General features: G+C 62.5%; 22 protein-coding genes and 1 pseudogene. 12 read left to right on the top strand and 11 right to left on the bottom strand.

Features of this window, described 5'->3' with window-relative positions; all coding sequences use genetic code 11:
* Window positions 1-23: 23 nt before the first annotated feature.
* Window positions 24-1,211: a glycine C-acetyltransferase gene (locus EOC83_RS11210; RefSeq protein WP_063167735.1), complete on the top strand. Its 1,188-nt coding sequence runs from the start codon at window positions 24-26 to the stop codon at window positions 1,209-1,211.
* A 52-nt stretch (window positions 1,212-1,263) separates the two neighbouring features.
* The gene (gene tdh / locus EOC83_RS11205; protein ID WP_013532321.1) at window positions 1,264-2,298 is read left to right on the top strand and encodes an L-threonine 3-dehydrogenase; all 1,035 of its coding nucleotides are present in this window, start codon (window positions 1,264-1,266) and stop codon (window positions 2,296-2,298) included.
* Between the two features lie 8 nt (window positions 2,299-2,306).
* Here tdh and EOC83_RS11200 read toward each other — a convergent pair whose 3' ends face one another.
* Together EOC83_RS11200 and EOC83_RS11195 are read right to left on the bottom strand one after the other, a co-directional pair.
* On the bottom strand, window positions 2,307-2,813 hold the full coding sequence (locus EOC83_RS11200; RefSeq protein WP_063167736.1) for a DUF2380 domain-containing protein: 507 nt from the start codon (window positions 2,811-2,813) through the stop codon (window positions 2,307-2,309).
* Between the two features lie 145 nt (window positions 2,814-2,958).
* Window positions 2,959-3,432: a MarR family transcriptional regulator gene (locus EOC83_RS11195; RefSeq protein ID WP_024505603.1), complete on the bottom strand. Its 474-nt coding sequence runs from the start codon at window positions 3,430-3,432 to the stop codon at window positions 2,959-2,961.
* An 87-nt stretch (window positions 3,433-3,519) separates the two neighbouring features.
* Between EOC83_RS11195 and hmgA the strand changes: the two genes are divergently transcribed.
* The 5 genes and pseudogenes from hmgA to EOC83_RS33180 all read left to right on the top strand — a co-directional run.
* A complete protein-coding gene (hmgA, locus tag EOC83_RS11190; RefSeq protein WP_024505602.1) occupies window positions 3,520-4,833 on the top strand; it encodes a homogentisate 1,2-dioxygenase in 1,314 nt (437 codons plus the stop codon).
* A gap of 11 nt (window positions 4,834-4,844) precedes the next feature.
* Window positions 4,845-5,732 (top strand): MBL fold metallo-hydrolase, encoded by an 888-nt coding sequence (locus EOC83_RS11185; protein WP_032899759.1) that lies wholly within the window; start codon window positions 4,845-4,847, stop codon window positions 5,730-5,732.
* Window positions 5,729-6,742 (top strand): fumarylacetoacetate hydrolase family protein, encoded by a 1,014-nt coding sequence (locus tag EOC83_RS11180; RefSeq protein ID WP_063167737.1) that lies wholly within the window; start codon window positions 5,729-5,731, stop codon window positions 6,740-6,742. Before EOC83_RS11185 ends, EOC83_RS11180 begins: the two co-directional genes overlap by 4 nt.
* A gap of 4 nt (window positions 6,743-6,746) precedes the next feature.
* Window positions 6,747-7,034: a hypothetical protein gene (locus EOC83_RS11175; protein WP_063167738.1), complete on the top strand. Its 288-nt coding sequence runs from the start codon at window positions 6,747-6,749 to the stop codon at window positions 7,032-7,034.
* 4 nt (window positions 7,035-7,038) lie between these two features.
* Window positions 7,039-7,134 (top strand): annotated as a pseudogene (locus EOC83_RS33180) (damage-inducible protein DinB); the annotation flags it as partial.
* Between the two features lie 27 nt (window positions 7,135-7,161).
* On the opposite strand, the gene EOC83_RS11165 reads toward EOC83_RS33180, so the two are convergent.
* The 3 genes from EOC83_RS11165 to hppD all read right to left on the bottom strand — a co-directional run bounded on the left by EOC83_RS11165 (window position 7,162) and on the right by hppD (window position 8,927).
* Window positions 7,162-7,431 carry a type II toxin-antitoxin system VapC family toxin gene (locus EOC83_RS11165; RefSeq protein WP_244514291.1) on the bottom strand — a complete coding sequence of 90 codons (270 nt, stop codon included), beginning with the start codon at window positions 7,429-7,431 and terminating at the stop codon, window positions 7,162-7,164.
* 93 nt (window positions 7,432-7,524) lie between these two features.
* Window positions 7,525-7,752, bottom strand: a complete 228-nt coding sequence (locus EOC83_RS11160; protein ID WP_013532313.1) for a type II toxin-antitoxin system prevent-host-death family antitoxin — start codon at window positions 7,750-7,752, stop codon at window positions 7,525-7,527.
* Window positions 7,753-7,814: 62 nt separating this feature from the next.
* Window positions 7,815-8,927 carry a 4-hydroxyphenylpyruvate dioxygenase gene (gene hppD / locus EOC83_RS11155; protein WP_063167739.1) on the bottom strand — a complete coding sequence of 371 codons (1,113 nt, stop codon included), beginning with the start codon at window positions 8,925-8,927 and terminating at the stop codon, window positions 7,815-7,817.
* 138 nt (window positions 8,928-9,065) lie between these two features.
* On the opposite strand from hppD, the gene EOC83_RS11150 reads away from it, so the two are divergent.
* Complete coding sequence (locus EOC83_RS11150; RefSeq protein WP_013532311.1) at window positions 9,066-9,533, top strand: Lrp/AsnC family transcriptional regulator; 468 nt, start codon at window positions 9,066-9,068, stop codon at window positions 9,531-9,533.
* Window positions 9,534-9,610: 77 nt separating this feature from the next.
* Here EOC83_RS11150 and EOC83_RS11145 read toward each other — a convergent pair whose 3' ends face one another.
* The 4 genes from EOC83_RS11145 to aztA all read right to left on the bottom strand — a co-directional run bounded on the left by EOC83_RS11145 (window position 9,611) and on the right by aztA (window position 12,750).
* Window positions 9,611-9,949, bottom strand: a complete 339-nt coding sequence (locus EOC83_RS11145; RefSeq protein WP_063167740.1) for a TIGR01244 family sulfur transferase — start codon at window positions 9,947-9,949, stop codon at window positions 9,611-9,613.
* A gap of 150 nt (window positions 9,950-10,099) precedes the next feature.
* Complete coding sequence (aztC, locus tag EOC83_RS11140; protein WP_013532309.1) at window positions 10,100-11,041, bottom strand: zinc ABC transporter substrate-binding protein AztC; 942 nt, start codon at window positions 11,039-11,041, stop codon at window positions 10,100-10,102.
* A gap of 27 nt (window positions 11,042-11,068) precedes the next feature.
* The gene (gene aztB, locus EOC83_RS11135; protein WP_013532308.1) at window positions 11,069-11,944 is read right to left on the bottom strand and encodes a zinc ABC transporter permease AztB; all 876 of its coding nucleotides are present in this window, start codon (window positions 11,942-11,944) and stop codon (window positions 11,069-11,071) included.
* Window positions 11,944-12,750 carry a zinc ABC transporter ATP-binding protein AztA gene (gene aztA / locus EOC83_RS11130; protein WP_063167741.1) on the bottom strand — a complete coding sequence of 269 codons (807 nt, stop codon included), beginning with the start codon at window positions 12,748-12,750 and terminating at the stop codon, window positions 11,944-11,946. Before aztA ends, aztB begins: the two co-directional genes overlap by 1 nt.
* Before the next feature lie 226 nt (window positions 12,751-12,976).
* Here aztA and EOC83_RS11125 point away from each other — a divergent pair, with 226 nt between their 5' ends.
* Window positions 12,977-13,321 carry a RidA family protein gene (locus EOC83_RS11125; RefSeq protein WP_013532306.1) on the top strand — a complete coding sequence of 115 codons (345 nt, stop codon included), beginning with the start codon at window positions 12,977-12,979 and terminating at the stop codon, window positions 13,319-13,321.
* A gap of 45 nt (window positions 13,322-13,366) precedes the next feature.
* On the opposite strand, the gene hutC is transcribed toward EOC83_RS11125, so the two are convergent.
* Both hutC and EOC83_RS11115 read right to left on the bottom strand, forming a co-directional pair.
* Window positions 13,367-14,104, bottom strand: coding sequence for a histidine utilization repressor (gene hutC / locus EOC83_RS11120; RefSeq protein WP_082826433.1), 738 nt, complete (start codon window positions 14,102-14,104; stop codon window positions 13,367-13,369).
* Window positions 14,101-15,453, bottom strand: coding sequence for a formimidoylglutamate deiminase (locus EOC83_RS11115; RefSeq protein WP_024505593.1), 1,353 nt, complete (start codon window positions 15,451-15,453; stop codon window positions 14,101-14,103). The genes hutC and EOC83_RS11115 overlap by 4 nt, the downstream gene beginning before the upstream one ends.
* A gap of 98 nt (window positions 15,454-15,551) precedes the next feature.
* Here EOC83_RS11115 and hutI point away from each other — a divergent pair, with 98 nt between their 5' ends.
* The 3 genes from hutI to hutG are packed head-to-tail and all read left to right on the top strand — an operon-like array spanning window position 15,552 to window position 19,143.
* The gene (gene hutI, locus EOC83_RS11110; protein WP_063167743.1) at window positions 15,552-16,787 is read left to right on the top strand and encodes an imidazolonepropionase; all 1,236 of its coding nucleotides are present in this window, start codon (window positions 15,552-15,554) and stop codon (window positions 16,785-16,787) included.
* Window positions 16,784-18,325: a histidine ammonia-lyase gene (gene hutH / locus EOC83_RS11105; RefSeq protein ID WP_027162456.1), complete on the top strand. Its 1,542-nt coding sequence runs from the start codon at window positions 16,784-16,786 to the stop codon at window positions 18,323-18,325. The genes hutI and hutH overlap by 4 nt, the downstream gene beginning before the upstream one ends.
* Window positions 18,325-19,143 carry an N-formylglutamate deformylase gene (hutG, locus tag EOC83_RS11100; protein WP_063167744.1) on the top strand — a complete coding sequence of 273 codons (819 nt, stop codon included), beginning with the start codon at window positions 18,325-18,327 and terminating at the stop codon, window positions 19,141-19,143. The genes hutH and hutG overlap by 1 nt, the downstream gene beginning before the upstream one ends.
* Window positions 19,144-19,169 lie beyond the last annotated feature (26 nt).

The following is a 19,169-nucleotide window of genomic DNA, read 5'->3' as shown; positions in this document are numbered from 1 at the left end:
CCCACATCAAACGAGGCTAGGTCATGACCGCAGCATTCCTCTCCCACATCGACAGCGAGCTCGCGGGGCTCAAATCGGCAGGCCTCTACAAGTCGGAGCGGGTGATCACTTCGACGCAGTCGGCCGAGATCGAGGTCGGCGGCGACAAGGTGTTGAATTTCTGTGCCAACAACTATCTCGGCCTCGCCGATAGCGCCGATTTGCGCAATGCTGCCAAGCAGGCGCTCGACCGCTATGGCTACGGCATGGCATCGGTGCGCTTCATCTGCGGCACGCAGGAAGAGCACAAGCAACTCGAAGCCACGATTTCCTCCTTCCTCGGCATGGAAGACACCATCCTTTACGGCTCCTGCTTCGATGCCAATGGCGGCCTGTTCGAGACGCTGCTGGGCGAGGAAGACGCCATTATTTCGGATGCCTTGAATCATGCCTCGATCATCGATGGTGTGCGGCTGTCGAAGGCCAAACGTTTCCGCTACGCCAACAACGACATGGCCGATCTCGAGGCGCGCCTGAAGGAAGCCCGGGACTGCCGCTTCCGGTTGATCGCCACCGACGGCGTGTTTTCGATGGATGGCATCATCGCCAATCTCAGGGGTGTCTGCGACCTCGCCGAGAAGTATGACGCCATGGTGATGGTCGACGACAGCCATGCCGTCGGCTTCGTCGGTCAGAACGGCCGCGGCTCGGCCGAGCATTGCGGCGTCGAGGGCAGGGTCGACATCATCACCGGGACGCTCGGCAAGGCACTTGGTGGGGCCTCCGGTGGTTACACCTCGGGCAAAAGCCAGGTGGTCGACTGGTTGCGCCAGCGCTCACGGCCGTATCTCTTTTCCAACACGCTGATGCCGGCGATCGCCGGCGCTTCGATCAAGGTGTTCGAGCTGATCAAGGACGGCGATGGGCTGCGCGACAAACTCTACGACAACGCTGCGCGGTTCCGGTCGCAAATGGGCAAGCTCGGCTTCACGCTGGCCGGAGCGGATCATCCGATCATCCCGGTGATGCTGGGCGATGCCAGCCTGGCGCAGGAGATGGCCGCGCGCATGCTGAAGCGCGGCATCTATGTCATCGGCTTCTCCTTCCCGGTGGTGCCAAAGGGGCAGGCGCGCATCCGCACGCAGATGTCGGCGGCGCATTCCAGCGCCGATATCGACCGCGCGGTGGAAGCGTTCGCCGCCGTCGGGCGCGAACTCGGGGTGATTTCCTGACAAGCCGGAATCGAAAAGCGATTCCGGAACAAGAGCTTCAAGGGACAAAAGCATGTCGAACATGATGAAAGCGCTGGTGAAGGCCAAGGCCGAACCAGGCATCTGGATGGAAGAGGTGCCGGTGCCGGAAATCGGCCCTAACGACGTGCTGATCAAGATCAAGAAGACGGCGATCTGCGGCACCGACGTGCACATCTACAATTGGGACCAGTGGGCGCAGAAGACGGTGCCGGTGCCGATGGTGACGGGCCATGAATTCGTCGGCACCGTTGCCGATTTCGGCGCAGCGGTCACCGAATACAAGGTCGGCCAGCGCGTGTCGGGCGAGGGCCACATCGTCTGCGGTCATTGCCGCAACTGTCGCGCCGGGCGAGGGCATCTGTGCCGCAACACGCTCGGCGTCGGCGTCAATCGTCCGGGCGCCTTCGGTGAGTATCTGGCTATCCCGCAGCACAACGTCGTGCCGATCCCCGATGATGTGCCGGACGAGATCGCCGCCATCTTCGATCCGTTGGGCAATGCCGTGCACACGGCACTCTCCTTCGATCTGGTCGGCGAGGACGTGCTGGTCACCGGCGCCGGGCCGATCGGCATCATGGGCGCGCTCGTCGCCCAATGCGTCGGCGCGCGAAAAGTGGTCATCACCGACATCAATCCGGTGCGGCTGGCGCTGGCGAAAAAGCTCGGCGTCCAGCATGTCGTCGACGCGTCCAAGGAAAAGCTGCGCGATGTCATGCCGGCACTCGGCATGACCGAGGGTTTTGATGTCGGCCTCGAAATGTCGGGCGCAGCCCCCGCCTTCCGCGACATGATCGACACCATGAACAACGGCGGCAAGATCGCCATTCTGGGCATCGCCCCGACCGGATTCGAGATCGACTGGAACAAGGTCATCTTCAAGATGCTGCATCTCAAGGGCATCTATGGCCGCGAGATGTTCGAGACCTGGTACAAGATGATCGCGCTGGTGCAGGGGCCGCTGGATGTTTCCGGGCTTATCACGCACCGCATCGGCATCGACGATTTCCAAGCCGGCTTCGATGCAATGCGCAGCGGCAGTTCCGGCAAGGTGGTGATGGATTGGTAGATGCCGCCCTAACGCAGAATTCTGTTTTTCATCAGCCATTTCACGGAGCGGGGCCACGCGTAGTTCGCACCCATGCGAAGATCGGTAAACCCCTCCGAAACATGTTTCCCGGTTTCGGCGTCAAGGATGCGAATGAACATAGTATGTTCTGTTCGGTTGACGCGCGTTACGACGCCAAGCAAGGCAAGCGACGCGCCGTGCTCCTTGGCAATCGGGCCTTCACAACCAGCGCAGTTGCGCAATCCGTGCGGCGCCGTGGCCTGTGTATCCCTCGCCGGCACATCAATTACTGTAAAACGCCCAGACTGGGAGAGCATGTCCTTAGCAACTTGTGCTGATTCCGACAGATAGCGCCTGTCATATTCATCCGGGGGAATTATTCCCGCCCCGGCGCTCTTGTCCTCCAATTCGAAAGGGAACACTTCGATCGACATCGGCTTTGTCTGCTGCGCCTGCGCAAATGTGCAGGTGCCTACAAGCAGCGTCACCAGGACACTTAATGTGCGAATGCTCATCGTAGTCCTCCTGTCGGTATGATGGGCATTATACGCGGCCTGACAACGCAAATAACGATTAAATCGAAAGCAATGCTATGCTTCGGGAGTTTCCACGCAGTCTCGCTCGAACTCCGTCGTTCAGAGTGATTGGCTTGATCTTGGACTAACTCTTGCTCGGGACCAGACTGGTCTCCAATGCAGCCAGTCCGCTGGTGATCGCCGTGCGCTCTTCAGCGCTGAGCCTTGCCAGCAAATCCCGTTCGAACGCCTTCGCCAGCGGCACCATCTCGCGATAGGCGGCAAGCCCCGTTCCGGTCAGCGTCAGATGTTCGATACGGCGATCTTTCTCATCAGGTGTCCGCATCAACCAGCGCCGCCGCTCGAGTTCAGCCACGGCGCGTGAAACCTTGGTCTTGTGCATAGCCGATTGCTCGCCGAGTTCGGTCGCAGTCATCGTTCCATGCTGCCCCAGCCCCGAAAGGGTGCGCCATTCCGGCCGCGTCAGGCCATGGCTGTCCTTGTATATCCTCGAAAATTCGCGGCTGACGGCGTCGGCAAGCCGGTAGAGCCGGTAGGGCAGGAAGTTTTCCAGATTGAGAATTTCAGCCGCGTCGGACGCTTCGCTCCTGATCGCCATTTTTCAAAGCCGCCATTGATGGTTACATTTTCGATGGTTACAAATGAAACCAGTTTGGTCAATTGAGATCCATTCCGGGAGGAAGCAATGGCCTTTTCCTATATGCCGGGCTTCGGCAACGATTTTGAGACCGAGACGCTGCCCGGCTCGTTGCCGCAGGGACGGAATTCGCCGCAGCGGCCGGCCTACGGCCTCTATGCCGAGCAGCTTTCAGGCTCGCCCTTCACCGCGCCGCGCGGCACCAATGAGCGGTCCTGGCTCTACCGCATCCGGCCGAGCGTCAAGCACACCGGCCGCTTCAAGGCGGCGAGCTATCCCTTGTGGAAGAGTGCGCCCAATGTCGGCGATCATGAACTGGCGCTCGGCCAGTATCGCTGGAACCCGGTGCCGATGCCGAAGGAGCCGACCGATTTCATCGCCGGTATGCGCAGCATCACAACCGCTGGCGACGTGCTCGGGCAGACCGGCATGGCGGCGCATGTCTATGTCGCCAACACCTCGATGGCGGACGATCATTTTTTCAATGCCGACGGCGAGTTGCTGGTCGTGCCGCAAGTCGGCGCATTGCGCTTCGTCACCGAGATGGGCGTCATTGAGCTGCGGCCCGGCGAGATCGCCGTGCTGCCACGCGGTCTGGTCTTCAAGGTCGAGCTGGTCGACGCCGAAGTGCGCGGCTACGTCTGCGAGAACTACGGCGCCAAGTTGACGCTGCCCGATCGCGGCCCGATCGGCGCCAATTGCCTGGCCAACCCACGCGATTTCAAGACGCCTTGCGCCTGGTTCGAGGAGAAGGAAACGCCGTGCCGGCTGATCGTGAAATGGTGCGGCAATTTCCATGTCACCGAGATCGGCCATTCGCCGCTCGATGTCGTTGCCTGGCACGGCAACTATGCGCCCTACAAATATGATCTGGCGACCTTTTCACCGGTCGGAGCGCTTTTGTTCGACCATCCCGATCCGTCGATCTTCACCGTGTTAACGGCACCAAGCGGCGAGGAGGGCACGGCCAACATCGACTTCGTCATCTTCCCGCCGCGCTGGCTGGTGGCCGAAGATACCTTCCGGCCGCCCTGGTACCACCGCAACATCATGAGCGAGTTCATGGGCCTGATCCACGGCCAGTACGACGCCAAGGAAGAAGGTTTCGTGCCTGGCGGCATCAGCCTGCACAATCTGATGCTGGCCCATGGGCCGGATGCGCCTGGCTTTGAAAAGGCCTCGCGCGCGGAGCTGAAACCGGTCAAGCTCGACAACACCATGGCCTTCATGTTCGAGACCCGATTTCCGCAGATGCTGACCCGCTACGGCGCCGAGCTCGAAACCCGGCAGGACAACTACATCGACTGCTGGGCCGACCTGAAGAAGCGTTTCAACGGCACGCCCGAGGGCGACTGGTCTTGATCACCGAGCCAATGCCGGATCGGCTGGTGCTTTTGGGCTCGAAGGGTGGCCCGGCATTGCGGCCGGGTGGTCCATGGCCGAGTTCGTCGCTGCTGCAGATCGGCGGCCGCAGCATCGTCGTCGACTGCGGCCTTGGCGTGACGCGTGGTCTGGTCGATGCCGGCATCAGCCTGAAGTCGCTCGACCTGATCTTCATCACGCATCTGCACTCCGACCATGTGCTTGAACTGGGGCCGCTGATCCACACCGCCTGGACGGCGGGCCTCGCGACGCCCGTCGGCGTGTTCGGTCCGCCCGGCACCGGTCATTACTGGCGGCGCTTTTGCCAGGCGATGGAGTTCGACATCGAGATCCGCATCGTTGACGAAGGCCGGCCGGATATTCGCGATCTGGTGTCGATCAGCGAATTCGGCGAAGGCCAGGTGGTCGCGCAGGGCGGCTTGACGGTTTCGGCGCTGCGCGTCGAGCATCCGCCGGTGACCGATTGTTTTGCGCTTCGCTTCGAGCATGGCGCCAAAAGCGTGGTGTTCTCCGGCGACACGGCCTTTTATCCGCCGCTCGCCGATTTTGCCCGAGGCGCCGACATCCTCGTCCACGAAGCCATGCTGGAAGAAGGCATCGAGCGACTGGTGGCCAGGACCGGCAATGGTGCGCGGCTCAGAGAGCATCTGCTCGCCAGCCACAGCTTTGCCGAAGAGGCCGGCAGCATCGCAAGCGATGCCGGCGTGAAGAGATTGGTGCTCAACCACCTCATTCCGGCCGACGATTCTTTGATAGGCGAGGCCGACTGGACTGCCGCCGTCAGGAAAACTTGGAACGGCGACTTGACGATCGCCCGCGACGGTCTTGTTGTGGGCTTAAGCAGCGCCAAAGCTGCAGCAGGAGAGGAAACCGCATGAAGCTTGCCACATTGAAGGACGGGACGCGCGACGGGAAACTCGTCGTCGTCTCGCGCGACCTGACACGCTTCACCGACGCCTCGTTCCTGGTTCGCACGCTGCAGGCGGCGCTCGACGACTGGCGGCGCATCGCCCCGCATCTCGCGACAATAGCGGAATCGCTTGAGAACAATGCGATGCCGGCGGAGCGCTTCCACGAACATGACGCCCATTCGCCGCTGCCGCGTGCCTATCAATGGGCCGATGGCTCGGCTTACGTGAACCATGTCGAGCTGGTGCGCAAAGCGCGCGGCGCCGAGATGCCGGCGAGCTTCTGGACCGACCCGCTGATCTACCAGGGCGGCTCGGATTCTTTCATTCCGCCACGTGATCCGATCCGCACGGCTGACGAAGCCTTCGGCATCGACATGGAGGGCGAGGTCGCTGTCATCGTCGACGACGTGCCGATGGGTGCAAGCCTCGAAGAAGCAAAGGCAGCGATCCGACTGGTCATGCTGGTCAACGACGTTACGTTGCGCGCGCTCACCGGACCGGAACTGGCCAAAGGTTTCGGTTTTTTCCAATCAAAGCCGTCCTCGGCGTTTTCGCCGGTCGCTGTGACGCCGGACGAACTGGGTGATGCCTGGGACGGCGGCAAGGTCAGCCTGCCGCTGCTTGCCGATCTCAACGGCAAGCCGTTCGGCCGCGCCAATGCCGGTATCGACATGACCTTCGACTTTCCGGCGCTGATCGTTCATGCAGCAAGGACACGGCCATTGGCCGCCGGCACGATCATCGGTTCCGGCACCGTCTCCAACAAGCTCGACGGCGGGCCGGGCAAGCCTGTCTCGGCCGGCGGCGCCGGCTATTCCTGCATCGCCGAACTGCGCATGATCGAGACCATTGTGTCAGGCGAACCCAAAACGCCATTCCTGCGCTTCGGCGACACGGTGCGCATCGAGATGAAGGACAAGGCTGGGCATTCGATCTTCGGTGCCATCGAACAGAAGGTCGAGAAATACGAGAGGTAAGGGCATGACGGGGGTCTATCTGCTGGCCGGTGTCTGGGCACTCGCCATACTGGCGGTCTTCATCCAGGCGATCCGGCTGAGCTATCGCATAGAGGCGCGCTCGCCTGACCTGACCAACCGCAGCGGCTTTCCGCGCAAGGCGATGATGTTCCACACCATCACCAACATGGACGTCGCGCGGGACGCGGAAACGCAGAGCATGCGTCGGCGTATGAACTGGTTGCTGCTGATCGTTCTTGCTGGATTTGTCGTTATGTGGGCGGGCTTGTATCTGTCGCGGTCAACCGGATGACGTGATGAGCCTGCCCGACTACCCGCGCAGCATGGCCGGCAACAATCTCTGGTCGAACGACCGACTCTACCGCGCGGTATTGTCTCTTCAGCCCGGCGAAAGAGGTCAAGCGGCTGGGCTTGGGCGATCAGGCCAATACGACGTCATAGGCTGAAAATTGCCGATCCGCGGAGATCAACGTCAGGCCTTCAATTTGGGTCTGCGCAATAAGCAGGCGGTCGAAGGGATCGCGGTGGTGAAGCGGCAGATGTTCAAGTCTCGCCGCGTGTAGTTCGTTTACGCCGAGAATCGGAATCCCGTTCGATCGCAGGAGGTCCACGATGTCGCCTGTGAGCGTCACTTTGCCGAGCGATTTCTTGATGGCGATCTCGGCCACCGAGACGGCGCTGACGATCACATCCTTGCCTGTGAGAAAGATATCGCGCCGAAAGACGTGAATCGGCGTTGAGTACCCAAAGCAGAATATGGGTATCGACCAGATATCTGCGGCTCATTTAATATACTCGTCCCATTCGGGACCGAGTTCATCAAAATCATCCGATATCCAAATCTGGCCTTTCAGGGCGCCAAGCAAGCCTTTGCTCCCACCAGCCCGAACGGGAGCGCTCAAGGTTGCGACAACCTCTCCATGTCTGGTCAGATGGATCTCTTCGCCAGCCTGGGCACGTTTCACCAATTCGGAAAGCTGAGCCTTCGCTTTTGCCATGGGGATATTCATAGACGACCTCTTATGACCAGAATTTAGGTCATAATTGGCCGGGCCGCAAGTGAGTTCGATGGCTATTCCGCCGCCTGAACCTTGATCACGCCACGCTTGATCTGGTCCTGCTCGATCGATTCGAACAGCGCGCGGAAATTGCCTTCGCCAAAACCTTCGTCGCCCTTCCTCTGGATGAACTCGAAGAAGATCGGCCCGATCACGGTTTTCGAGAATATCTGCAGCAGGATCTTGGTCGTGCCGCCGTCGACGACGCCTTCGCCATCGATCAGGATGCCGTGCTTCTTCATCCGCTCGATCGGTTCGTCATGGCCGTTCACGCGGTCATACGACATGTCGTAGTAGGTTTCAGGCGGGCCGGGCATGAACTTCAGCCCGTTCTCGGCCAGTCTGTCGGTGGCCTCGTAGATTTCGTCGGTGCCGACGGCGATGTGCTGGATGCCTTCGCCATTGTACTTCTTCAGGTACTCGGCGATCTGGCTGGTCTCGTCCTTGGACTCGTTGAGCGGAATGCGGATCTTGCCGCAGGGCGAGGTGATGGCGCGGCTGACCAAGCCGGTGATCTTGCCGTCGATGTCGAAGAAATGGATCTGCTTGAAGCCGAACAGGTTGCGGTAGAAATCCCACCATTTGTCCATCTGGCCGCGATAGACATTGTGGGTCAGGTGATCGAGATAGTAGAAGCCGACGCCTTCCGGCCGCGGGTCGCGCGCACCCAGCCACTCGAACTCGGCATCATAGGCCGAACCCTTCTTGCCGTAGGTCTCGATGAAATAGAGCAGCGAGCCGCCAATGCCCACGATCGCCGGCACGTCCAGCGCCTTGTCGGCGCCTTCGTAAGGTGTGGCACCCTTGGCGACCGCATGGTGGAAGGCGTGTTTGGCATCGACCACCCGCCATGCCATCGAAGCCGCGCAGGGGCCGTGCCTGTCGACGAATTTCATCGCATGCGAGCCGGGCTCGGCGTTGACGACATAGTTGATGTCGCCCTGCCGCCAGATGGTGAGGTCTTTCGTGCGGTGCTTGGCCACCGCGATATAGCCCATGCGGGTGAACAGCTCAGCCAGCTTTTGCGGCTCCGGATGCGCGAATTCGACGAACTCGAACCCATCGGTGCCGGCCGGGTTGTCCTTGCTGATCCTGGCGGGCGGGGCGTCGTGCGGGAAGGGACCCATAATATTCCTCCGAAAGCTGGCCTGGCCTGAAAAGGCGATTTGACACGATGATAACGCGGAGGAGGCGCACGGTGCTTGCATTCAAACGCTTGAAATGATGATGTCATGCGTGAAGCGTGCATGATGTAAGGGAAAGCCATGGATGAGGCGCGCATTGACCAGTTCGACCGCAAGATAATGGCACTGTTGCAGGGTGATGCGCGGCTGACCAACAACGATCTTTCGGAGCGGGTGAACCTGTCGGCGTCGCAATGCTCGCGCCGCCGTCAGCGGCTGGAGGAGGACGGCTTCATCAGGGGCTATCGCGCCGTTCTCGACCGCGACAAGCTCGGTTTTTCCCTGGTCAACGTCATTTCGGTCACGCTCGCCACCCACAATCGCGACAATGCAAGGCGCTTCGGCGAACTGGTGGCGCGGCTGCCCGAAGTGCAGGAAGCGCACGCGCTGACCGGCGAGATGGACTACATCCTGAAAGTGGTGACGCCGGATCTCAAATCATTGTCGGAATTCGTCAACGGCGTGCTACTGCCGCACGAATCCGTGCAGCATGTGAAAACGGCGATCGTGCTGGAGACGCTGAAGGAAACCGGCGCGCTGCCGATTTAATCTGAGCGGATATCATTGATACGTCGGCAGGCCAGAGGGGGTGTGAAGGATCGCCAGCCTAATGACGGAAGGGCCGTTCAACCCTTCGACTGCTGGATCAGTCCATAGAGATTGGTGCAGCGGGCGCCGGAACGGCAATAGGCGAAGACCGGGCCGTCGAGTTCCTCGAGCGCTTCGGCCTGATCCTCGACATTCTCGGCCGTGATCTGGCCGCTGATCACCGGAATGTAGCGGAAGGCGAGGCCTGCGGCTTCGACCGCTGCCCCGACGGTGTCGGCAGAAGGCTGGCCCGGCTGTTCGTCATCGGGCCGGTTGCAGATCACACTCTTGAAGCCAGCTTCCCTGATGGCGGCGACGTCTTCGGGCTGGATCTGGCCCGAGACCGAATAGTCCTCGCTGATTTCGCGGTATTCCATGGCAGCATCCTCGCAAACTGGTCAGGTGGCAGTCTTGCCACTCCCCGACATGGGCGGCAATCCGTGCCGAAGGATTTCTCTGCCAAATAGCCATTGCGTGCCAGAAAATCCAACCGGGCCGATGCGGCCCGGCTGGACAATCCTTCAAACTCAGCTGCCGAGAATAGCGCCTTTGATCTGACGGATGTTGTTGTGCATCATGTCGATATAGGTCGCGGCCGGGCCGTCGGGCTGCGACAGCGCGTCCGAATAGAGCGTGCCGCCGACTTTGATGCCGGTTTCGCTGGCGATTTGCTCGATCAGGCGCGGGTTGGTGATGTTCTCGACGAAGATCGCAGCCGCCTTGTCCTGCTTCACCTGATTGACCAGCTTGGCAACGTCTGCGGCGGATGGTTCGGAGTCGGTCGAGACCCCTTGCGGGGCGAGGAAGGTCAGGCCGTATGCATGTTCGAAATAGCCGAAGGCGTCGTGCGAGGTGATGACGACGCGCTTGCTCTCTGGGATCGAGGCAATTGCCGCTTTCACTTCACCTTCGACCGCATCAAGCTTCTTGGTGTAGGCGGCGGCATTGGTCTGATAGCTGACGCAGCCTTCCGAATCGGCCGCGCAGAAAGCCTCGGCGATGTTCTTCACATAGATCCTGGCGTTGGCAATCGACTGGAATGCGTGGGGATCGGTGACCGTCTTGCCGCCGCCGGTGCCGGCACCTTCGGCCGCGTCGGCATCGGCGAATTCAGGCTTGAAATCGATCGGCGTCACGCCCTTGGTCAAGGTGATGATCGAGGCCTTGGTGGCACTGGCATCGACCAGCCGCTGCAGAAAACCTTCGAAATGCAGGCCGTTGACCAGCACGATGTCGGCCTTGGCCATGGCCACCGCATCGGCCGGGCTCGGCTCGTAGACATGGGCATCGCCATCCGGCCCGACGATGGTGGTGACATCGATGCGGTCGCCGCCGACATTTTTGGCGAAATCGGCAATGACGGTGAAGCTGGCGACCACTTTCAGCGGGGCCGCGAAGGCCGACGATGCGCCAAAGGCGGTTAATGTTATAACGCTCATCGCCAGGGCGGCATGGATGGATTTCAGCATAGAGGGGTCTCCTTCTAGGGGCGGGGATCAGGCCGTTCTGTGACGGTGATGGATGATGCGCGCGCGCAGGATGCCGCGCGTGCCAAACAGGATCGAGGCGAAATAGACGACGCCGGCCGACAGGATGATGGCCGGGCCGGATGGCAGCGAGGCGTGATAGGACAAAAGCAGCCCGGCGACGCAGGATGCGAAGCCGATCAGTACGGCCAGCACGCACATCGGCTCGACGCGAACCGTCCAGAAGCGGGCGGCCGCGGCCGGCAGCATCATCAGCCCAACCGATAGAAGCGTGCCGAGCGCCTGGAAGCCGCCGACGAGGTTGAGTACGACAAGGCCGAGGAAGATGAAATGCACCGGGCTGCCGAGCCGGCTGACCGAGCGCAGGAACAGCGGGTCGAGGCATTCGGCGACCAGCGCCCGCCAGAAGATGGCGAGGCTGACCAGCGTCACCGCGACGATGCCGCCGATCAGCGTCAGGGCCTCGTCATTGAGCGCCAGCACGGTGCCGAACAGCACATGCATGAGATCGACGCTGGAACCGCGGATCGACACCATCAGCACGCCGATGGCGAGCGAAATCAGGTAGAAAGCCGCCATCGAGGCGTCTTCGCGCTGGATGGTGAAACGCGAGACGGCGCCGGCGCCGAGCGCGACGATGACGCCGGCGATCAGGCCGCCGATGGTCATCGGCAGGATTTCCAGCCCATAGAACAGGAAGCCGGCGGCTGCACCGGGCAGGATTGCGTGCGCCATGGCGTCGCCCGACAGGCTCATGCGCCGCAGCATAAGGAAGACGCCGATCGGGCAGGCGCCGAGCGACAGCATCAGCGAGCCGATCAACGCCCGCTGCATGAAGGCGAAATCGGCGAAGGGCGCGATGACTAGGCCGTAAAGCATGTCCATCAAGCAGCCCTCGGTCCGACGCCATGTTGGTGATCGTGATCGTGGCCATGGTGATCGTGACCATGAGCGTCCTCGCCCGGCTCGCACCAGGGTGCATTTTCTTCCCAGGCCTCGTGAAAACGGCGGGCGCGCAACAGATTTTCAGGCTTCAGCGTTTCCCGGGTTTCGCCCCAGGCGATCGGCTGGCGGGCCAGAAGCAGCGTTTCGGGGAAATTCTGCCGCACCAGATCCAGATCGTGGACGACGACCATGATGGTGCGTTCCTCGCCATGCCAGTGCTTGATCAGCGCAATGAGGTCGCCGACCGTCTTGGCGTCGACGGCGTTGAAGGGTTCGTCGAGCAGGATGAGGTCGGCGTCCTGCAGCAGGACACGGGCAAACAGCGTGCGCTGCAGTTGGCCGCCCGACAGCGTGTCGATCGGCCGCTTTTCAAAACCGCCGAGGCCCACCGCCATCAGCGCCTTGCTGACGTCATCGCGATCTTCCCTAGTGTAGCGGCCAAGCAGGCCGCGCCGTGGCCACAGGCCGAGCGAAACCAGATCCACCACCCGCGCCGGAAAGGACCGGTCGAGCTCCGATTGCTGCGGCAGATAGGCGGCACGTACACCGGGTGCGCGGACAACCTCGCCGGCCATCGGCTTCAGGACGCCGACAATACCTTTCATCAGCGTCGATTTGCCGGAGCCGTTGGCGCCGACCACAGCGGTCAGCGAGCCCTTGCGGATGGTGCCGTCGAGATGATGGATCGCCGGATGGCTGCCGTAGCCAAGCGTCAGGTCGCGGAATGTCAGGCAGGTATTTGTCATTCTGCGATCCGTAGGCGGCGAAATCCGGCTGCTGGCAGCGGCCGATTGGATATGTGATGTTATTACATTAGTCAACAAGCCAATCCGGCGGAATTGCGGCGGCAGGGTCAACTTGCCGTGTGTGCGTATCATATGCCGTTGGCCCAAGGGGATTCGACCTGGCGACCTTGCCCCAAGCCGGTCGCGACTCTAAAGAAGCGCAACCGCCACAGGAAGGAACCATCCAATGAGCATTCGTCGCATCGATGTCGGCCCGCGCATGAGCCAGATCGTCATCCATGGCAATACCGTCTATCTGGCTGGTCAGGTCGGCCAGCCAACCGGCAATGTCGCTTCGCAGACCAGGGACATCCTGGCGGCTGTCGACGAATTGCTGGCCAAGGCTGGCTCCGACAAGACCAAGATCCTGCAGGCGATCATCTGGCTGGCCGACATGAGCACCTTTGCCGAGATGAACGCGGAATGGGACAAGTGGGTGCCGCAGGGCAACACGCCAGCCCGCGCCACCGGCGAAGCAAAGCTCGCCGCCCCGGAATATCTGGTCGAGATTATTATTACCGCTGCGATTTGAGGCGTTGAAGCTGCCAATCTCCCCCCACGTGGGGGGAGATCAGCCTCACCCCTGCGGCCTGAACCTCGCCACCAGCGTGTGGCTCTCGGCCGCGTAGGTGAAGCGCACATGGGTGACCGGGTGCTCGGCGCTCCACGTCCGTCGCTCGACCACCAAGCAGGGCGCACCGGTTTCTATATCGAGTGCAGCCGCGATATGCCTGTCGGCGGCGACAGCGCGAATCCGGTGCTCGGCTTCGCTCCACGGCACGCGGCCAATCAGCCATGGTCCTGGTGCGGTGGCCACGAATTCCTCGTCCGCTGCCTCGGGCACGGCGGTGAGATTGATCAGCCGCTGTTCATGCGCGAACGGCCGCTCGCCGGCGAAATGACCGCACTCCAGCGCCAGCACCGGTCCGGCCACGCCGAGTTCCAGCAGCGCGCGATCCCCGGCGCTGCTGCGCCTTTTGTGTCGGGCGACGCGCTCGTAGCGATAGGGCAGGCCGAGCGCTTCGACCTCGATGCGGATATCGTGGATTTCCAGCACCGCGGCCTGCGACTGCGGCCGGCGCACAAAGCTGCCTGAGCGGCGGCGGCGCTCGATCAGTCCGGCCTTGGCAAGCTGCGACAGCGCCTTGTTCACCGTCATGCGCGAGCAATTGTATTGCACGCTCAACTCATGCTCGAACGGGATGCGATGACCGGGCGCCCAGGCGCCGGACAGGATTTTCTCGCTGATGTCGGAGAGGATGCGCTGGTGCAGCGAGCCGCCGCCTTCCGCCTCCACTGTACCGGCCATGCTCATGCCGAAAGCGCCGTCATCACGTTGCGAAAACGCTCAGCGATGGCCTCTCGCTTCACATGCCTGCCGCCGCTGACCTGTTTGCGGCCATGCACCCAGACGCAGTCGACCTTGCTGCCATTGGCGAAGATCCAGGCGTCGAGGATCGCGTCGCCACTCTTGCCGGCCAGCGAGGGATTTTTGGGATCGAGCGAGACAAGATCGGCGGATGCGCCGGCGGCGATCGCGGAAGCACCGGCGCCAAGCGCGACGCTGCCACCGTCGAGCGCGGCGTCGAACAGTGCGCGGCCGGTCGAGCCGCCTGCGACCGCCAGCACATTGCGGGCGCGGTGGGCGAGGCGCTGCGAATATTCGAGCTGGCGCAACTCGTCGGGCAGGCCGATGAGCACATTGGAATCGGAGCCGACGCCATAGCGGCCGCCATGTTCCCTGAACAGCGGCGCGGCAAAAGTGCCGTCACCGAGATTGGCCTCGGTGATCGGGCATAGGCCGGCGATGGCACCGCTTTTGGCCATGGCAACGGTTTCAGCATCGGTCATGTGGGTGGCGTGGATCAGGCACCAGCGCTTGTCGACTTTGGCATTGGCCAGCAGAAATTCGACCGGCCGCGCGCCCGACCAGGCAAGGCAATCCTCGACTTCTTTCACCTGCTCGGCAATGTGGATGTGGATAGGCCCGTCCGGCGCCAGGGCAGTCACGTCAATCAGTTCTTCCGGTGTCGCGGCGCGAAGGCTGTGCGGAGCGACGCCGACAACAGCCTGATCCAACGCGCGAACCGATTCGCGGCATTTCTCAACAAGCCGCGAGAATCGATTCACATCGTTGATGAATCGCCGCTGGCCTTCGTTTGGTGCGGCACCGCCGAAAGACGAGTGCGCATAAAACACCGGCAAAAGCGTCAGGCCGATGCCTGCCTCGCCGGCCGCGGCCGCAATGCGCTCGGCCATCTCGGCGAGGTTGGCGTAGGGTTTTCCATCGCGGTCGTGATGCAGATAGTGAAATTCGCCGACGCGGGAAAAACCGGCCTCCAGCATCTCGACATAGAGTTGTGCGGCAACCGCCTCGACCTGATCGGGCGTCATCGACAGGGCGAAACGGTACATCACCTCGCGCCAGCTCCAGAAACTGTCGGCGGAGGGGCCGCGAAGCTCGGCAAGGCCGGCCATGCCGCGCTGGAAGGCGTGGCTGTGCAAATTGGGCATGCCGGGCAACAGGATCGCGTGACGTTCGTCGCCGGCTGCCGCAGCAGCGCCAGGCTGAACGGCTGTGATGCGTCCCTCGGCCAGGGTAAGCCGCACATTTTCGCGCCAGCCATCGGGAAGGAGCGCCTGTTCCGCAAAGATCGCTGCCACTTTTCTCTCCGGTTCTCTGTGTCTCATGCGATGAAGGCACTTGCAGTGCGTTTCAATATGTATATACATAATCGTCATCGATTGAAACGGAAAAGATGATGGCTGCAAAGAGCAAAAGCCGGGCAGGGGATCTTCGTCTGTGGCGCAATGCGCGGCTGACGACAATGGCCGACGGGTCTGCCGGACTTGGCGTCGTCGAACATGGCGCGGTCGCTGCGCGTGACGGCCGCATTGTTTATGCCGGCCCCGAGTCGGAGCTGCCCCCGACACTTGCCCAGGGCGCCGAGACGGTTGATTGCGAGGGCCGCTGGATCACACCCGGCCTGATCGACTGCCACACCCATCTGGTCCATGCCGGCAACCGCGCCAACGAATTCGAGATGCGGCTGGCCGGCGCCACTTATGAAGAGGTCGCCCGGGCTGGTGGCGGCATAGTCTCCTCGGTCAAGTCGCTGCGCGCCGCCAGCGAGAGCGAACTGGTCACCCAATCACTGCCACGCCTCGATGCGCTGATTGCCGAGGGCGTAACCACCGTGGAGGTAAAATCAGGCTACGGCCTGGACCTCGAAAACGAGAAGAAGTCGCTGCGTGCCGCACGGCGGCTGGGCAACCAGCGGCCGGTGACGATCCGCACGACCTTCCTCGGCGCCCACGCGCTGCCGCCGGAAGCCAAGGGTGACAAGGACGCCTTTATCGATCTGGTCGCCAAGGAAATTCTCCCGGCGGTTGCCGCCGAGGGGCTGGCCGATGCCGTCGACGGTTTCTGCGAGGGCATCGCCTTTTCGCCGGAACAGATGGCGCGCGTCTTCGATGCTGCAAAGGCGGCCGGCCTGCCGGTCAAGCTTCATGCCGACCAACTGTCCAATTTGCATGGCGCCGAACTCGCCGCCCGTTACGGTGCGCTGTCGGCCGACCATCTCGAATACACCGATGAGGCAGGTGCAGCGGCGATGGCCAAGGCCGGAACCGTGGCGACGATCCTGCCCGGCGCCTACTATTTCATTCGCGAAACCAAGAAGCCGCCGATCGGCTTGTTTCGCCAGCACGGCGTCAGGATGGCTGTCGCCACCGACAACAATCCCGGCACTTCGCCGCTGACCTCACTGCTTCTGACCATGAACATGGCCGCGACCCTGTTCGGCCTGACCGTCGATGAATGCATTGCCGGCGTCACCCGGGAGGCGGCCCGCGCGCTTGGTTTGCTGGGAGAAACCGGCACGCTGGAAGCCGGAAAATCCGCCGACCTGGCGATCTGGAACATCGAGCGCCCCGCCGAACTCGTCTACCGCATGGGCTTCAACCCGCTGCATGCCCGCATCTGGAGAGGACAATGACCGAACTGACCCTGAAACCCGGCAATGCGACGCTGGCCGACTGGCGCGCCATCTATCGTGGCGCCGTGCCCAAGCTGGACGATGCCTGCCGGCCGAAAATCAAGGCGAGCGCCGAGGCCGTCGCTAGGATAGTCGCCAAGGGCGAGCCGGTCTATGGCATCAACACCGGCTTCGGCAAACTGGCCAGCGTCCGCATCCCGGCCGAGGATCTCGAGACCTTGCAGCGCAACATCGTCCTGTCGCACGCCGCCGGCGTCGGCGAGCCGATGCCGGTTGCCGTTTGCCGGCTGATGATGGCGCTGAAGCTCGCCAGCCTGGCGCAGGGCGCGTCGGGTGTGCGGCCGCAAACCATCGAGTTGCTGGAAGCGATGCTGGCCAACGACGTCATCCCGGTGGTGCCGGCGCAAGGTTCGGTCGGCGCCTCCGGCGACCTTGCCCCGCTATCGCACATGACGGCGGTGATGATCGGCGTCGGCGAATGTTTTACCCCACATGGCCGTTTCCCGGCCAAGGTCGCCTTCGTCTCGCATGGCCTGGAACCGGTGACACTGGGCGCCAAGGAGGGCCTGGCGCTGCTCAACGGCACCCAGTTTTCGACCGCCTATGCGCTGGCCGCCTTGTTCGAGGCCGAAGTGCTCTACCAATCGGCGCTGGTCGCCGGTGCCCTGTCGACCGACGCGGCAAAAGGCTCCGACGCACCCTTTGATCCGCGCATCCATGTGCTGAGAAAGCATCCCGGGCAGGTCGAGACGGCCGACGCCCTGCGCAATCTGATGGCCGGCAGCGCCATCCGTGAATCGCACCGGGTTGGCGACGAACGCGTGCAGGATCCCTATTGCCTGCGCTGCCAGCCGCAGGTGATGGGCGCGGCACTCACCGTGCTGCGCCAGGCGGCCGACACGCTGGGCACCGAAGCCAACGGCGTCACCGACAATCCGCTGATCTTCGCCGAGGATGACACCGCGCTTTCCGGCGGCAATTTCCACGCCGAGCCGGTGGCCTTCGCCGCCGACATGATCGCGCTCGCCGTCTGCGAGATCGGCTCGCTGTCGGAGCGCCGCATCGCCATGCTTGTCGATCCGGCACTTTCCGGCATGCCGGCCTTCCTGACGCCCAAGCCCGGCCTGAACTCCGGCTTCATGATCCCGCAGGTGACGGCGGCGGCGCTCGTTTCCGAAAACAAGCAGAAAGCCTATCCGGCATCAGTCGATTCGATCCCCACCTCGGCCAATCAGGAGGACCATGTTTCGATGGCCGCGCACGGCGCGCGCCGGCTGATCGGCATGGTCGAGAACGCCACCGCGGTGATCGGCATCGAACTGCTGGCCGCGGCCCAAGGCTGCGATTTCCACGCGCCGCTGGCCTCGAGCGACGCCCTGGAGGCGGTGCGCAGGCTGGTGCGGGCCGAAGTGCCGCATCTCGACAATGACCGCCATTTCCACCCCGATATGGAAAAAGCCATCGCCATGGTGCGCAGCGGTGCGGCCATCGAGGCCGCCGGCGGTGTGGCTCTGCCGTCGATTTCCGGAGCGGTGTGATGGCAAGCGCGCCCTGGCTGACGGTCACGCCCGGCACAGCCCCGTTGCTGGTGTCGATACCACACGCCGGCATCGACCTCGCCGGCCTTGAGAATCGGCTGGTCTCGCCCTGGCTCGGCCGCCGCGACTGCGATTGGTGGATCGATAATCTCTATGACTTTGCCGCCGGCCTCGGGGCGACGGTGGTGCACACCGCGATCTCGCGCACCGTCATCGACGTCAACCGCGATCCCTCCGGCGCCTCGCTTTACCCCGGCCAGGCGACGACGGGCCTTTGCCCGACCGAGACCTTCGATGGCGATCCGCTCTATCGCGAGGGCGAAGAACCGGGGCCGTCGGAGATCGACGAGCGTCGCGAGGAATTCTTCGTGCCGTACCATGCCGCCTTGCAGGCCGAGATCGGCCGGTTGCGCGGGCTACACGAAAAGATCGTGCTCTATGACTGCCACTCGATCCGTTCAGTGCTGCCGCGCCTGTTCGAAGGCACGCTGCCGGTTTTCAATCTCGGCACCAATGACGGCAGGAGCGCCGATCCGACGCTGCAGGCGATGGTCGGCCAGATCATGGCCGAAACCGGTGAAACCTTTGTCATCAACGGCCGCTTCAAGGGCGGCTGGATCACACGCCATTTCGGCCAGCCGCAACAAGGCGTGCACGCACTGCAGATGGAACTCTCCAACCGCATCTATATGCGCGAGCCCGATGGCAAGGGCACGCCGGACAATTGGCCGGTGCCCTATGACGCCGAGTTCGCAGCACCGATCCGCGCCACCCTGCGGAAAATCCTCGAGACCGCGACATCCTGGGCGCGTGTCTGACATCAGGTCCTTTATGGAGTGACGCC

The sequence above is a fragment of the Mesorhizobium sp. Primo-A genome, assembly GCF_003997175.1.
In the GTDB taxonomy this organism is placed as follows: domain Bacteria; phylum Pseudomonadota; class Alphaproteobacteria; order Rhizobiales; family Rhizobiaceae; genus Mesorhizobium; species Mesorhizobium ciceri.
This window is presented reverse-complemented; position numbering and strand designations above follow the sequence as displayed.